Source organism: Castellaniella sp. (assembly GCF_004321985.1).
Taxonomy (GTDB): Bacteria; Pseudomonadota; Gammaproteobacteria; order Burkholderiales; family Burkholderiaceae_B; genus Castellaniella.
In genome coordinates, this window is the sequence record NZ_SCQN01000078.1 from 1 (window position 1) to 15,466 (window position 15,466).

At 61.9% G+C, this 15,466-nt stretch carries 12 protein-coding genes and 1 pseudogene; 11 read left to right on the forward strand and 2 right to left on the reverse strand.

Translation table 11 applies throughout. The annotated features are described in order from the left end of the window. The 10 genes and pseudogenes from EPN31_RS16455 to EPN31_RS16500 form a co-directional block, all read left to right on the forward strand. A pseudogene (locus EPN31_RS16455) lies at positions 1 to 987 on the forward strand (hypothetical protein); the annotation flags it as partial. A gap of 42 nt (positions 988 to 1,029) precedes the next feature. Continuing rightward, complete coding sequence (locus tag EPN31_RS16460) at positions 1,030 to 2,502, forward strand: TolC family protein (protein ID WP_291775856.1); 1,473 nt, start codon at positions 1,030 to 1,032, stop codon at positions 2,500 to 2,502. After that, positions 2,499 to 3,551: a multidrug transporter gene (locus tag EPN31_RS16465; RefSeq protein ID WP_015447887.1), complete on the forward strand. Its 1,053-nt coding sequence runs from the start codon at positions 2,499 to 2,501 to the stop codon at positions 3,549 to 3,551. Before EPN31_RS16460 ends, EPN31_RS16465 begins: the two co-directional genes overlap by 4 nt. A 17-nt stretch (positions 3,552 to 3,568) precedes the next feature. After that, positions 3,569 to 6,682 carry an efflux RND transporter permease subunit gene (locus tag EPN31_RS16470; protein WP_291775889.1) on the forward strand — a complete coding sequence of 1,038 codons (3,114 nt, stop codon included), beginning with the start codon at positions 3,569 to 3,571 and terminating at the stop codon, positions 6,680 to 6,682. Positions 6,683 to 6,690: 8 nt separating this feature from the next. Beyond that, positions 6,691 to 7,368 (forward strand): response regulator transcription factor, encoded by a 678-nt coding sequence (locus tag EPN31_RS16475; protein WP_041677002.1) that lies wholly within the window; start codon positions 6,691 to 6,693, stop codon positions 7,366 to 7,368. Positions 7,369 to 7,393: 25 nt separating this feature from the next. Beyond that, positions 7,394 to 8,602 carry a HAMP domain-containing sensor histidine kinase gene (locus EPN31_RS16480; protein ID WP_235642846.1) on the forward strand — a complete coding sequence of 403 codons (1,209 nt, stop codon included), beginning with the start codon at positions 7,394 to 7,396 and terminating at the stop codon, positions 8,600 to 8,602. A gap of 84 nt (positions 8,603 to 8,686) precedes the next feature. Continuing rightward, positions 8,687 to 9,868 carry an MFS transporter gene (locus tag EPN31_RS16485; RefSeq protein ID WP_015447891.1) on the forward strand — a complete coding sequence of 394 codons (1,182 nt, stop codon included), beginning with the start codon at positions 8,687 to 8,689 and terminating at the stop codon, positions 9,866 to 9,868. Between the two features lie 89 nt (positions 9,869 to 9,957). After that, positions 9,958 to 10,359, forward strand: coding sequence for a GtrA family protein (locus tag EPN31_RS16490; RefSeq protein WP_015447892.1), 402 nt, complete (start codon positions 9,958 to 9,960; stop codon positions 10,357 to 10,359). 90 nt (positions 10,360 to 10,449) lie between these two features. Continuing rightward, positions 10,450 to 11,613, forward strand: coding sequence for a glycosyltransferase family 9 protein (locus EPN31_RS16495; RefSeq protein WP_015447893.1), 1,164 nt, complete (start codon positions 10,450 to 10,452; stop codon positions 11,611 to 11,613). A 169-nt stretch (positions 11,614 to 11,782) separates the two neighbouring features. Then, the gene (locus EPN31_RS16500; RefSeq protein WP_291775876.1) at positions 11,783 to 13,351 is read left to right on the forward strand and encodes a glycosyltransferase family 39 protein; all 1,569 of its coding nucleotides are present in this window, start codon (positions 11,783 to 11,785) and stop codon (positions 13,349 to 13,351) included. 57 nt (positions 13,352 to 13,408) lie between these two features. Here EPN31_RS16500 and EPN31_RS16505 read toward each other — a convergent pair whose 3' ends face one another. Then, the gene (locus EPN31_RS16505) at positions 13,409 to 13,717 is read right to left on the reverse strand and encodes a hypothetical protein (protein ID WP_043795550.1); all 309 of its coding nucleotides are present in this window, start codon (positions 13,715 to 13,717) and stop codon (positions 13,409 to 13,411) included. After that, positions 13,714 to 14,877: a site-specific integrase gene (locus EPN31_RS16510; protein WP_015447914.1), complete on the reverse strand. Its 1,164-nt coding sequence runs from the start codon at positions 14,875 to 14,877 to the stop codon at positions 13,714 to 13,716. Before EPN31_RS16510 ends, EPN31_RS16505 begins: the two co-directional genes overlap by 4 nt. A 167-nt stretch (positions 14,878 to 15,044) precedes the next feature. Between EPN31_RS16510 and EPN31_RS16515 the strand changes: the two genes are divergently transcribed. Further along, the coding region (locus EPN31_RS16515; protein WP_291775886.1) for a DNA-binding protein at positions 15,045 to 15,466 on the forward strand (422 nt) is incomplete at its 3' end.

A 15,466-nucleotide genomic window follows, 5' to 3' on the forward strand; every position in this document is an offset into this window, starting at 1 on the left:
TTGATATGCCGCCTGCATCCGGATTTCTTCGACTATTTCTTCATCCGGGAGCATTTCACGCGGTTCTTGACCTCGGCCGACGGTCGCTCCAAGGTCTTTGGGTTCTTTCTCCCCGTCGTGATCCTCGGCATGTTTCCCTGGACGTTGCTGTTGCCATGGAACAGGACCGGGTGGCGTGCTATCGGTGCCAGCCAACCCGCACAACGCTTCCTGTTGGTCTGGGTGAGCGTGGTCTTCGTGTTCTTTTCGGCCTCGCATTCCCAGCTACCGTTCTACATTCTGCCGGTGTTTCCTGCCTTGGCGCTGTTGCTGGGACGCGCGGCCACGGTTCTGCCGCTGCAGGCCCTGGCGCGCCGTTTTTGGTTGATCGCCACTCTGGCGACCCTCAGCGCTGCGATAGCCATCGTGGTCATGCTCGCTGCACGCACGGCGATTCCGAAACAGGTATTGGAGGACGTGTTGAGCGGGGTGTCGTTGGCCTTGTTGCTGATGGCGGTCGCCGCGATGGTGGGTACGTGGGCCTTGCATCGTGACCGTCGCCGCACCGCCATTCATGGGCTTGCCTTGGCCACCCTGATCGGATGGCAGCTTTCGCTGGTGGCATCGCAGCCCTTCGTCGACATGCGCTCCGCCGCACCCGTCGCTCGTCTCATCCAGCCCGAGCTCGGGCCGCACACCGAGGTATTCACGGTGAATGCGTATTTACGAGGGTTGCCGTTTTACCTTGGGCGCCCCATCACCGTGGTCGACCAAAATTCCGATGATCTGACGCCCGGCTTGGCGTCGCGGCCGGACGGCTACATCGCCGACCTCGCCACGTTCGAACAGCGCTGGCGCTCCAGCAATGATGCGATCGCCCTGGTCGCGGACAACCTGGTGGGACAACTGCGGAGCGAGGGGCTGCCGTTTCGTGAGCTGGGCCGCGAAGCGACCGGTGTCATTATCAGCCGACACGAAACGGCACCACCCCCACGGGCGATGCCATGAGGGGGACACCGATGATGCGTGATGGCAGTTGCCCGAAGGCGTATGTCGCACCAGGCACGTTCCCGTGAAGAACCGATTGATCTCCTGCGCGGAAGATTCATGAACAAGCACGTTACACGCATCGTGGTCGTCGGCCTGGCACTCGGTTTGACAGCCTGCGCAAGCTATCGGCCACGGCCGATTGAACCGGCCGCCACCGTCACTGCGTTCGAGCACCGCTCGTTGCACGATCCGAGTCTGCAGGCGTTTCTGCAGCGAAACGACTCCGCGTACCACCCGACCACGGGGCCATCCTCGTGGGATCTGCGCTCCCTCACTTGGGTGGCTCTGTACTATCAGCCGGATCTCGATGTGGCACGCGCCAAATGGCGCGCCGCCGAGGCAGCAGTGATCACGGCCGGCGCCCGTCCGAATCCGACGTTGGATTTCACCAATCAATACAACGTCGATGCCCCTGCTGGCGTGTCGCCCTGGACGGTGGGCCCAACAATCAATGTACCGATCGAGACGGCAGGCAAACGCGGCGACCGGATTCGACAGGCGCAGCAACTGGCCGAAGCGGCACGCTTGAATATCGCGGAGACCGCGTGGCAAGTCCGCCGTCGCGTGCGCAGCAGCTTGCTTGGCGTGTATCCCACCGTGCCCTTGCTGCGTCGACAACAGGAGCGACAAGCGGAGCTGGTCAGGTTGATCGAACGGCGGACTGCAACGGGGGAAGCGTCGCAGCCGGAGCTCATCCAGGCGCACATCACGCTCAACCAGCTCAGCTTGAATCTGCAGGAAGCGCAGAAGCGTCTTGCTGAAAACCGGGTGCAGTTGGCGTCGGCGTTGGGTCTGCCGGTGAGTGCGCTCCATGGCGTCACGCTGTCGATGACGACGTTCGAGCATATGCCACCCCTGAGCGCGTTGCCGTCGCATGACGTGCAACGTCAAGCGCTGCGGGATCGCCCCGATGTCCGCGCTGCGCTGGCCGACTACGAAGCCAGTCAGGCCGCGTTGCAAGGCGAAGTGGCCAAGCAATATCCCGACATCACGCTCGGTCCGGGTTTTCTGTGGGATGCCGCACAGGCCAAGTGGTCGTTGGGGCTATCGCTGGTGCTGCCGTTGTTCAACCACAATCAGGGGCCGATCGCCGAAGCCCAGGCGCATCGCCAGCAGGCGGCCGCCAATTTTCTTGCCGTGCAAGCGCAGGCGATCGGCGAAGTCGACCAAGCGCTGGCCGGCTATCGCCAGGTTGTCGGCAAACTTGGTACCGCCGATACCTTGCTGGCGGCCCAACGCAAAGCGGCGCGCTCAGCCGAGGCGCTGTATCAGGCGGGCGAAACGGATCGGTTGAGTCTGATCGGCGCCCAGGTGGAATTGGCCGCGGCCGAACTGGCCCGTCTCGATACCCTCCTGCAGGCCCAGCAATCGCTGGGCGCGCTCGAAGATGCCATGCGGCACCCCTTGGGTGCACTTGCGACCGACATTCACACCCTTGAAAACGCGCCCCGCATGCAGGATTCCCAGCCATGAACAAGAAATCCATTCTCGCGGCCATCCTGGGCGCCATCGTGCTGGCTCTGGCGGTCTGGGGATTCCTGGCTGGCCAGAAGGAGCGCGCCACGGAGGCCCAGCGCGAGGCTCCGGTGAAGGCGCCGTCGCGCGTGTCGCAGGTGCAGGATCAAACGGCGGTCACGCTGGATACGGCGGATCAGAAGCAGAGCGGGATCGTCGTGGTCGCGCAACAGGCCATGGCCCATCGTCCGATGCTGCAAACGTTCGGAACGGTGCTGGATGTAGCGGATCTGATCGCGTTGCGCAACGCCAACGTCGCCGCCCAAACCCAGGTGGACAAGGCCGAGGCGGCGCTGCAGGCTTCCCACGCCGAATACCAGCGACTGCAATCGTTGCATCGCGACGAACGCAATATTTCCGACAAGGTCTTGCAGGCGGCCGCCGCGGTATGGCATGCCGACCAAGCCGCTTGGCGGGCGGCGCAAGCCGCGCTGACCGCCGCGCAGCAGACCGCAAGCCAGCAATGGGGCGACGTCTTGGCCAAGGCGGCGGATGCGAATATGCCGCTGTTCACGCGTCTGGTCACTCGCCAGCAAGTCCTGGTCCAGGTGGTGTTGCCGGCGACCACCGCACTCGCCCAGCCCCCTGCCCAAGCGCGCGTGCAGAGCGTCAATGGTGACTTTCACGCCGCCACCTTGATCTCGCCCGCGCCACGCACCGATCCCCGTCTGCAGGGGGCCAGTTTCTTCTATGCCGTGTCGGCCGAAGGTCTCTTGCCGGGCATGGCGGTCACCGCGTATCTGCCCTCGGGCACGTCGTTACAAGGCACGATGATTCCCGGCTCGGCGGTTGTGTGGTGGCAGGGTCGATCGTGGATTTATAGCCGCAACCAGCCTGACCGTTTCGTGCGCCATGCGTTACCGGTCGACAACCCGGTGGACGGCGGCTGGTTCGTGGCCCAGGGGTTTGCTCGGGGCGAACCGATTGTGGCAACGGGCGCGCAATTGTTGCTCTCGGAAGAGCAGCGGTCACGCATTGCCGTAGGTGAAGACGGAGACAAGCAATGAGGCAGGACGCGCCGGGGCTGCTGGCGGCGATCGTCCGCTTCTCGTTGCGGTTTCGTGGTGTGGTGCTGGTGCTGGCGGGCATCCTGATTGTCTATGGCACGCTCACACTGTCGCGTAGCAAATACGACGTGTTTCCGGAATTCGCCCCGCCGCAGGTGTCGATTCAGACCGAAGCGCCAGGGTTGGCGCCCGAACAGGTGGAGGTGTTGGCGACCCAACCGATCGAGAACGCGATCAACGGCCTGCCGGGGCTGCAGGCGCTGCGATCGCAATCGATCCAGGGCTTGTCGGTGATCACCATCACCTTCAATCCGGGCAGCGACATCTATCGGGATCGGCAGAATCTCGGGGAGCGTCTCGGTGCGCTTGCCACCCAGTTGCCGCAAGGCGTGCAGGTGCCGGTGATGTCGCCGCTGACCTCCTCCACCAGTGTGGTGCTGGATATCGGCCTGACTTCCGACAAGCGATCGCTGATGGAGCTGCGCACGCTCTCCGACTGGACGCTGAAACCGGCGTTGCTGGCGGTACCGGGCGTCGCAAAGGTTGCGGTGTTCGGGGGCGATACCAAGGAATACCAGGTCCAGATCCACCCGGAGCAATTGCTCAAATACAATCTCGCGGTCGACGACGTCCTGACGGCGGCGCGTCGGGCCACGGGTGTGCGTGGTGCCGGGTTCATCGACACATCCAATCAGCGCATCGTCCTGCAGAGCGCCGGGCAAGCGCTCACCGTGCAGGAAATCGCCGGTACCATCGTGCGGCATCAGGCGGGTGGAAATGTCACCTTGGGTGACGTCGCGCAGGTGGTCGTTGCCCCGGAGCCGCCCATCGGGGCGTCCTCGATCATGGGCCATCCGGCCGTCCAGTTGGTGATTTCCGAGCAGTACGGTGCCAATACACTTGAGGTCACTCAGAGCGTCGAAAAAGCGCTGGCCAGTATGAAGCCGGGCCTGACCGCGCAGGGCATCACCTTGCATGCCGATCTATTTCGTCCCGCCAACTTCATCACGACGGCGACAGGCAACATCAAATCTTCGCTGATGATCGGCGGCGTGCTCGTCGTGATCGTGCTGATGCTGTTCCTGTACAACCTGCGTACGGCCGCGATCTCGCTGGTGGCGATCCCGTTGTCGTTGCTCGCCGCCGTGACGGTATTGGAATATTTCGGCTTCAGCCTCAACACCATGACCTTGGGCGGCCTGGCCATCGCCATCGGTTTGCTGGTGGACGATGCGGTGATCGTGGTGGAGAACATCTACCGCCGGCTGCGCGAGAATCGGCATGCCGAGGTACCCCGCGCCGTCTTCACGGTGCTGCTGGACGCTTCGCTGGAAGTGCGCAGCGCGGTGGTCTACGCGACGCTGGCGATCGCGTTGGTGTTCATTCCCGTGCTGACCATGTCAGGCATCGCAGGGCGCCTGTTCGCGCCCTTGGGCATTGCCTATGTATTGGCGACGCTGGCCTCGCTCCTGGTCGCCATGACGGTCACCCCCGCCTTGTGCTACTTGCTGCTGGCCAACCGCCCCTTGCCGGAAAGCGAAGCGCCGTTGGTGCGTTGGACCAAGGATCGTTATCGCGGCATGCTGTTGCGTGTGGAGACCAGCTATCGCGTGGTCATGACGGTGGTCGTAGTGGTGACGTTGATGGCGGTGGCGGCGCTGCCGTTCTTCGGAGGCAGCTTTCTGCCGGAATTGCGCGAAGGCCATTTCATCGTGCACATGTCGGCGGTGCCGGGGACCTCGCTGCAGGAGTCGATACGCATCGGCAACCATGTGACCGCCGCACTGCTGAAGCTGCCCTTCGTCCGTTCGGTGTCGCAAAATGCCGGGCGTGCCGAAAAGGCCGACGACACGTGGGGCACGCAATACAGCGAGTTCAACGTCGATCTCAAACCTCTCAGCGGTGATGCGGCAGAAGCGGCTGTCTCGGATATTCGCAAGGCGCTGGCACCATTTCCCGGCGTCAACTTCGCGGTCAAGACCTTCCTGACCGAGCGTGTCGAAGAAACCCTGTCGGGCTTTACCGCCGCCGTGGCGGTCAATATCTACGGCAACGATCTGGACACGCTCGACGCCAAGGCGGCGGACGTCGCGAAGATTCTGGCGCAGCTGCCCGGCGCGGCGGATGTCCAAGTGCAGTCACCGCCGGGTACGCCGCAGTTGGTCGTACGCTTGCGCAAGCAAGCGCTGGCGCATTGGGGATTCGATGCGGTGACGGTGCTCGACGCCATCCGCACCGCCTACCAAGGCGATCAGGTCGGCCAGGTCTACGACGGGAACCGCGTGTTCAATGTCTCGGTCATCCTCGCGCCCCAACAACGTGGCAAGGTGGCCGAAGTGGGTGCCTTGCCGATTCGCAACGCCGCCGGCACGTATGTCCCACTGAAAGAACTGGCCGACGTCTATGAGGATGCGGGGCGCTACGTCGTCTTGCATGATGGTGCCCGGCGCGTGCAGACCGTGACCGCCAACGTGAGCGGGGGCAACGTCTCGGCTTTTGTCGCCGCCGCCCAACAGCAGATTGCCGCCAAGGTCGCGCTGCCGCCCGGCAGCTACGTGGAGTTTGGCGGTGCGGCTGCGGCGCAGAGCCAGTCCACGCATGATCTGCTGATCAATTCGCTGATCGCCGGTGTTGCCATCATCTTGTTGTTGTTCATGGTGCTCGGCAGCACGCGCAGTTTGTTGCTGGTGCTGGTCAATCTGCCGTTCGCGCTGGTCGGTGGGGTACTGGCGGTGTTCGCCACCGGCGGCGGCCTTTCCATCGGCTCGATGGTGGGTTTCGTCACCTTGTTTGGCATTACCCTGCGCAACTCGATCATGCTCTTGTCGCACTACGATCATCTGGTCAATGTCGAAGGCATGACATGGGGACCGGAGGCTGCCCTGCGCGGTGCGCAAGAACGCCTGTCGCCCATCTTGATGACCGCGCTGGTCACGGCCTTGGGGCTGTTGCCGCTGGCGATCGGCAGTGGCGCTCCGGGTCGCGAGATCGAGGGGCCGATGGCGCTGGTCATTCTCGGCGGATTGGTCACCAGCACCGCGCTCAATCTGCTGGTGCTGCCCACGCTGGCCCTGCGTTACGGTCGTTTCCAGCGCGATACGCCGGGCGACACCCACCCCGCGGAGGCTTAGCGGCCATGTTGCGTGTGCTGCTTGTCGAAGATAACCGTGACTTGGCAACCACTCTGTGGGATTACCTGGAGCTGCATGGCTTCGCGGTGGATCATGCTTTCGACGGTATGACCGGGCTGCGCTTGGCGTTGACGGGCACGCACGATCTGATCGTGCTGGATCTGGGGCTACCGCGGCTGGATGGTCTGGAGGTCTGCCGCCAGCTTCGCGCCGCCCAGCACGATGTGCCGGTGTTGATGCTGACCGCTCGCGAGACGCTGGACGACAAGCTGCGCGGTTTCGCCGAGGGTGCGGACGATTATCTGGTCAAACCGTTCGCCATGAAGGAACTGGTGGCGCGGCTGCATGCTCTGCATCGGCGCGTGCAGCCCCCCCTTGGCGCGCCCTTGCGGGTCGCCGATCTCGAATACGATGCCGCCCGTTTTCGGGTCAGGCGCCAAGGTGTTTCCGTCTCGGTATCCCGTGCAGGCCTGCGCTTGCTGGAGGTTTTGATGCGTCGTTCGCCGCTCGTGGTCAGCCACGCCGACCTGGCCCGGGCACTATGGGGCGAGGCAGTGGGCGACGCCAATGCCATGCGCACACACCTGCATGCCCTGCGCCAGGCCATCGACAAGCCGTTCGACAAGCCGCTGCTGCATAGCGTGCACGGGATCGGCTACCGTTTGGCGGATGACGATGCGCCTTAGATTCACGCTCCGCACCCGGATTGTCTTGGCGTTCCTCGCCTTCGGGGTGGTGCTGTCGAGCTTGTTCGCCGCTGTGGCGTTGACCTCCATGGCCGACTTCGAACGCATCCTGATGACGGAGTTGCTGCAGGTCGAAACCAGCAACCTCATCGCGCACCTCCACACTCAACCAAGTACACCCCTGCCAGCCTCCCAGCGGATCTATGCGTATGTGAGTCGGGCGAGCGACCGCCATGATGTGCCCGCGGAAATGGCCGCCCTGCCACCGGGGACACACATACTGGATCGCGAAGGGGATCGGGAGACGTATGTCGCCGTCTCCGACGACGGCACCCAGCGGTTGTACTTCGTCATCGATCTGAGCGACATCGCCCAGCGCGAAACGTTTCTGCGTTGGTTGATGGCCGGTGTCATCCTCATAGGTACGCTGGTCTCCGGCGCGCTGGGCCTGCTCTTGGCCGGGCGGTTGATTGCACCGGTTCAGCGACTGGCGCAATGGGTCGAAGCATCGGCGCCGCCCCGCCGCGACGATCGCCTTCGCACCCACTTCGCCAATGACGAGGTCGGTGCGCTGGCGGTCGCCTTCGAGCACTACCAGGCACGCCTGGATGCGTTCCTGACGCGCGAACGGGAGTTTACCGCCGACACCAGCCATGAATTGCGTTCACCGCTGTCGGTGATCCAGGCCAGCGTCGATCTGCTCGCAGAAGACGCCACGGTAGGTCCTTCCGGTCAGCGCGCCATCCAGCGCGTGCGTCGACGTACCGCCGAATTGACGGATCTGCTCGATACGCTGCTTTACCTGGCCCGTCACGAGACGGAGGTGGCGATCGTTGCCGAACCCATTCCTGTGCGTGCCACATGGCAGCGCCTCGTCGACGCACAGACGATGCCTCCATCGACACCCGTGCAACTGCACGGCGATGCAAGCATCACCGTGTTGGCGCCCCAACGTGCTGTGACGTTGGTGTTTGGGCAATTGCTACGCCGAGCGGGCGAGCTCTCGGACGGGGCCGTGGTGTCCATAGTCATCGCATCCACGGGCATCGAGCTGAGCCCATGGCCGCAGGTTGGTGAGATGACGAACGCGAGGATTGACCAACGGCGGTCCGACAATGGCTTTGGGTTGAGCTTGATCAGTCGTCTTTGCGAACGGTTGGGATGGACGGTGCGATGGCCACAGCAGTCCGGTGAGCCGCTAACGCTCACCCTTGCGGACTCCAACCATGCATGACGGCCGACCCGATAAGCCACGGACTGCTTCTAACCCGGAAGATGGGGACGTACGGAACCGCATCCGGTTCGCTGAAGACGACCGATGAGGTCAACCGTTTCCAAGACCATCATCGTGCTCGGCTTCGTGAGCTTCCTCAACGAACTGTCATCGCAGATCGTTGCGCCGCTGATTCCGCTGTTGCTGGTCACGACGTTGGGTGCGGGTCCGGTGGCGATGGGCCTGGTCGACGGCGTGGCGGACGCGGTCGCCAGCGGAGTTCGTCTTTGGGCCGGTCGTCGCTCGGATGTGCGTGGGCGCCGGCGCAAGATCTTCGTCGTCATGGGCTATGGTCTGTCGAGCATCGCGCGACCGCTCGTGGGACTCGCGCTCAACTGGCCGGTCGTGATGTTGCTGCGCAGTCTCGACCGCGTCGGCAAGGGGGTGCGTGGTGCCCCCCGCGATGCGTTGGTGGCCGATGCCACGCCGGCGGCATTGCGAGGGCATGCGTACGGCATCAATCGCGCCCTGGATTACGCCGGTGCGGTCGGCGGCAGCCTGATCGCTGCAGCGGCATTGCTGTGGATCAGCCATCGCATCAGCGTGGTCATCATGCTGTCGGCCATTCCCGCGGCCCTCGCGCTGGTGGTTTTGATGACTCTCGTCAAGGATGTGCCGGCGAAAACGATCAAGCCCGGAACGACGCCAGCGCCTTTGCGTTGGCGTGCGTTGACTGTTCCGTCGCGGCGCTTCCTGACCGTCTTCCTGCTTTTTGCCTTCGCCAGTGCGTCGGAGAGTTTCATTCTGTTACGTGCTCACGAAATCGGTATGGGTAACGTCCAGGTGCTCCTGCTTTGGGCCGTGTTGTGCGCCGTGCAAGCCGGGGTCGCCTGGCGTGCCGGGAAGGTTTCCGACCGTTTCAACAAAGTCACGGTCGTGGCCTCCACCTGGTTGGCCTACGGCGTGGGCTTGCTGCTGTTCGCGTTCGTGGAAAATATCCTGGGCCTGTGGATCGTCGTGGTCGTCTATGCCTTGCTCAGCGGCATCGGCGAAGGCGCGGAAAAAACGCTGGTCAGCACATTGGCGACGGAAGCGGACCGCGGCACCGCCTTCGGATGGTTCACGATGATTTCGGGGTTAGGAGCCATCCCTGCCGGGTTGATGTTCGGCGTCATTTGGCAGCAGTCCACCGCAGGCATCGCGTTCGGGGTGTTCGGCGTCCTGGCCATCGTGAGCGGGGTACTGTTGTGGGTGATCTTGCCGACACAGCGTGCGGCAACTATCTGAAGGATGGATAGCGTGCTTATTCAATCGGCTATCGCCAGCGAAAAGCAAGTGCTCCCTCTCCGCGTCAACATTCAATGAGCTATTCAAGCATGTTCCTCCGATCGATCACCTTGAATGATGGCGTCCGCCGAACCTTCTTCTTTCTTCTAGCAGGTGGTACGGGATTCCTACTCTATTTTTGCATTTCGATGGTTTTGCATTATGGGTTTCGCGTCGGCGAGGTCGTTTCGGCGATCTTTGGAACTTTACTGCCGATCCCGCCGACATTCTGGATGCAGCGCCGGCTCACGTTCCAAAGTGATACGCCAAAGAGACAGGCGCTTCCGCGCTATGCGGTGCTCCAGCTGGGCAATGCGGCAGTCGTCTCGGGGCTCACCGCATTGGGAACAAAAATGGGACTGTCGGGGGGCCTGATATTCCTCATCGCGGGAGTCACAGGCGCTTTGATTTCCTATGTCGTACAGTCAAAGCTGGTGTTTCACGAAAACTAAATTCAAGAAGCCTCTTGTGATTTTAAGCGGAGGCTAAGCAAGGGCCGCTGCAGCGACAGCCCCACTTTTGACAGTATTGATAAAATTTCGATGAAAAATAGCGACGCACCATCCCAGATATCCCACTCACCAACAGGTTCCACTTCTCGGCGCTGGGAGGCTTTGCGCCATCGCGTCGTTGCGCAATGTTTTGGCCGCCTTTTTGGCGCCGTCGGAAGCCGACTTTGCGAGCCGGGCCAGCTGCCAACTCGCGGTATCCACCGTGTACTCGTATGTCGTCCCAATCACCGGCTCGGCAATGCCATCTTGCTCAGTCCGTTGCTCGCCGAAATCGAGGCGCTGTATCCCGGATCGGAAATTGACCTGGTCTGTGGCGGTGGTGCAGCGGAGGACTTATTCGCGCACCGCTTCCAGGTTCGCCGGGTATTCAGCCTGCCGCGAAAAATCGCACGACATCTATGGCTGACGATCACGCTGCTTCGGCAACTGCGAAGCAATTCCTACGATCTGGCCATCGACGCCTGCAGCGGTTCGCAGTCCGGACGGCTGCTGCTGGCCTTCGTCAAGGCCCGTTTCAAATTGGGCTTTCCGGATGCCCTCGGGAAAAGGGACTCGGCTTGGCACAACTGGCCATGCCCGGAGCACCTCGCACATCGCAGTGTTTTTTTGCTTCGCACAGCCTACACGGGAAAGGTAGATCGAGCCTACCCACCACTCAATTTGGGGCTATCAGATAGCGAGAAGCAGCAAGCCCGGCAGGCGCTCGTCGCTGTACTTGACGCCTCAGGACAGCGGTCAGGAATAAGCCGACCGGTTATCGGGATATTCGCCAACGCCACTGGTGCCAAACGATACGGTGAAGATTGGTGGAAGCAATATGTCGGTGCTCTGCGAACTTTGAAGCCCGAAGTGCTGATCGTCGAGCTGATCGCGGAACATGGCCAGACACTGCTAGACGGCAACTTTGCTTCTTACTACACGCGTCATCTGCGTCGTCTTGCCTCGATGATCGCAAACATGGACGGTTTCATCAGCGCAGACTGTGGCGTGATGCATTTGGCCGTCGCCAGCGGCACCCCAACACTAGGCTTGTTCTCGGTGACTTGTTTGAGAAAATACGGCCCATACGGGCAAAAAAATACGGCCATCGATACCGAGACCATGAGTGCTTCAGACGTGGCTGCCATCACTGCCGAGTGGCTGAGTTTCGGCATACCCACGGCTTCGCCACCCTTGTCATCCTTCAACCATTGACAGGGTCATCGCATCGACCGAATACGTTCGGTCGATGTAGAGCACTTTGGCATGCGTGTTTTGTCGCACGCTTTCTCCACTAGCCGGTTGCCTTATGCAGTCCCATTCAAACCGTTTCGATGCGCTGCGTCTGTTATGGCCTTGGCTTCCGCTGTGGATCACTGCCGCGTTGGCCGCAATCTTCATGCACGGCCCGATGCCGATGTATTCCACCCGGACACTCTCGGTCGCCTGGGAAATGTGGCATCAGCACAGTTTCATCGTGCCAATGCTCAACGGCGCACCTTACAGCGATAAAACGCCGATGCTGTACTGGCTGATTCATGCGGGATGGGCCATCGCCGGAGTGGGCGACATCTGGCCCCGTGTACTCGAAGTCATGATGGGGGCTGCCGAGCTGGTGCTTGCCACCGTGCTCGCACGCCGCTTGTTCCCTGAACGCGTGGCGGTTGCGCAAGCCACGCCGTGGGTGCTATGCGCCTTCACCTACGCCTTCTTGTTCGGCCTGCAAACGATGTACGAAGTGCTGCTCGCCGCCTGTGTTCTTGCTGCCTTGGTCAGCCTTACCCCTAGCTCGCGTCGTGAAGCGCCCCGTTTCATTGGGTTCGCCCTGGCGCTCGGAATCGGGTTGCTTACCAAAGGTCCGGTGATGCTGTTGCACGTCGCCTTCCCTTGGTTGCTCGGGCCACTGTGGAACGATTGGGCGCGGCGTGAGTCACGACGGTGGTACGCCGGCGGACTACTGGCGGTGCTGACCGGATGCGCCATGTTGCTAGCGTGGGCGCTCACGGCTGCCTCGATCGGTGGTCCGGCCTATCGCGAGCAGTTGCTGTTTCATCAAACGGCAGGGCGAGTCGTGGAAGCGTTCGCGCATGCGAAACCGCTCTGGTGGTACCTGCCGGTGCTACCGTTGTTGGTATTTCCGTTCGCGCTTTGGCCGAGGCTGTGGTTCGCGCTGTGTGCCCTGCGTCGTCCGTTCGAACCGGGACTGCGTTTCGTGTTCGCTTGGCTGGTCCCGGTGTTATTGGTGTTCTCCCTGATCAGCGGCAAGCAGCCGTATTACCTGTTGCCCGAATGTGCAGGTTTCGCATTGCTGTTCGCCGCCGCCGTGACTCGATGGCAGCCGAACCATGCGTCGCTGGCGACCAGCCGCTGGCTGAGTCCCTGGCCACTGGCTGTCTTAGCCGTTGGCGCCGGTCTGTTCCTGATGGCGCTTCCGCAGCTCATCGCGCACGGGCTGATACGTGATACGCAACTCGTCGCGTTGGGGGCTTTCAGCACCGCGTTCGGCGTGCTCTATCTCTTGCTGGGTGGTCTGCTTCTGCCAGGAAGGAGTGAGTTGCACCGCATTGCCTTGGTGGGCCTTCTGGGTGCCGTTGCCGCCAATGGTCTATTCACGCTCACCTGGTGGCCAGCTTTCGATCTCAAGCCTGTGGCCGTGTTACTGGCACGTGCCGAAGCTCAGGGTCGACCCGTCGCCAATCTGGAAACGTACGACGGTCAGTTCGACTTTCTGGGCCGATTGACACTACCTATTGCGCAGCTGTCCGAAGGCGAATCGGTGCAGGTGTGGGCAAAAGCACATCCACAAGGATTGATCGTGAGCTACCCAGCCACGGTGACATCTCTCGATCGACGCATAGCTCTTTATGTACAGCCGTTTCGTGGCGTGTGGTTGACCATATGGCCAGCCAGCGAATTGGCCGCCGGTCGCGAAGGCCTGCCGAAGGCGAACTAAACAACCGCACCCTTCGGACGAATTTTCCAACTGAACCCGGTTGAAAAGAGCACGCTATCAAATTTTCAAATAATCATCACACGCGGTGATGAGTTCTCGCAGTGTCGGCTCATCCGCATCAGGACGGGCCGCCAGCAGGGCGCGAAGTTCCCCAATCTGTTTATTGTCTGGAATCAGTTCGGACGGACTTTCCCACATCCAGTCGATCACGATCGGCAAAAGTTGGGTGGCAGACAACGTGGCCACTTCATGCCGGGTGGGTACATACATGCCCGCCCGAAAAACGGGGCTATCCAGCCCATGACTTTCCCTGGCCGCCTTGAAAGCACTGGCGGGCATGCCGAAACGATCGTCGGGGTCAGTCATGGCAGGTCTCCTTCTCTTTGCTGCGAGGCGTCGGCTCGCGTTCTCGTTGTGCTTGCATGCCGTGAATCTTCTTCTGCGTGGAGGTAAATCGATGTCGTGCCGATCGAGCTGTGGCGAAGATTCTGCTGGATGTGGTGGATCGGTGTTCCGTCTTCGGCCTGATGCGTAGCGGCCGTATGCCGTAGCCAATGAGTCGACGCCCGCCGCACTCGGGAGGCTTTGGCGGCATCTTCCTTTTGGAGCGTATCCGCAACATGCCGGAAGGTGGCCTTGACGATCTGATAGATCGCCGTGGGAGTGAGCGCAGAAGCGCGGCCGGCGATCCCCAGAATGGCCGGTATCTTGCCATTGTCGGCCGGCGCGGGCGGCAACCCATGGAAGCCCCGATAGCGCGCGAAATCCTCCATGAGATGGTCGCTGAGGGGGATCTGACCCTCGACGTCGCCTTTGCCCACGACATGGAGCCACCACCGACCACGAACGCGCTGGAAATCGCTCTCGCAGGCCGCGGCGGCCTCGGAAGCCCGTAAAGCCGTTTCGTACAGGAAACGCAGTACCCAACGAGCGCGTTCGTAGCGTTGGCAATTCCGGTTCGTCGACCGTGGCCAACCGTCGATGCTGTGAAGCACGTCGTCCCAAAGGGATCGGTCCAGATAGCGCTCGATAGCACGGGGCATCCCGCGACGCGCGCGTCGCCGCTGCAACACAAACGGACTGCCGGCGAGATAGCCGGCGCGTACGAGATAGTTGAACAGCCCTGCGAGGATGCCCAAGGCCTGACGTCGGCTGCGCTCGGCCAATGGTCCCGTGAACAGGCGCCGATGCTCACCACGACGGGCCAGACTGTCGTCGCACCAAGTGGCGGGCGGATGGCAGAGAAATGCTTCGTAGGCGATCACATCCTCGCGGGTGAGGCTCGACACCGGCTTGCCACGTATTTGCGTGGCCCAGAGCAGCAGCCGTTCTGCCTCCTTGCGGTAGCTGCGAAAGGTATGGGGCGAGTCGTGATATTCCGCCAGCCACAGGCCGATCGCCGCCACGTCGTCATTGGCCGCAATCTGTCTGGCCACGTTCGCCGGAGCACGGTTGGTTCCGGCGCATCCCGACAGGACAGGAGGCAGGGCCTGGGGTACGGCGAGGCTCAAAGGATGTTCAGTCATGCTTACCGATGTCCAATGCCGCGGGACCACCAGCGTACTGCTGAATTACTTTCGATTATAGGGATTATCATAACTTTCTTGATTTAATCATTACACATATAACGTAATACTATGATATACATGATTCATATCCTGCGAAATTGACCCGCCAGCAACTGAGAATGCCCATGAGCCGTGTCAGTGATACCCGCCAACGTACCCGCGAAGCCGCTGCCCAGCTCGTTGTCGGCGGCAAACGACCCCACGAAATCACGGTCGACCAGATCTATACGGCCATCCAGCAGGGCAGCCGCACGACGATCAATGACGAGTTGAAGCTGTGGAAGGACGAACGTACAAAAGCGGACGCCCTCGGCGCCGATCTCCCGGCCGCTGTGGCCGATGCGATGCGCACCCTGTGGGTGTCCGCTGTCGAGCAGGGCGAAGCGGTATTTGCCGAACAGCGGGGCGCCTTGGAGACCGCTTTGGCGGAGGCCGAGCAGCAGCGGAATGCAGCCCTGCAAACGCGCGCCGATGCCATGGAGATGGCGACAGCACTGACCGAACAGTGCGAAACACTTCGACATGAAGTTGCCGCGCAGCAAGCGCG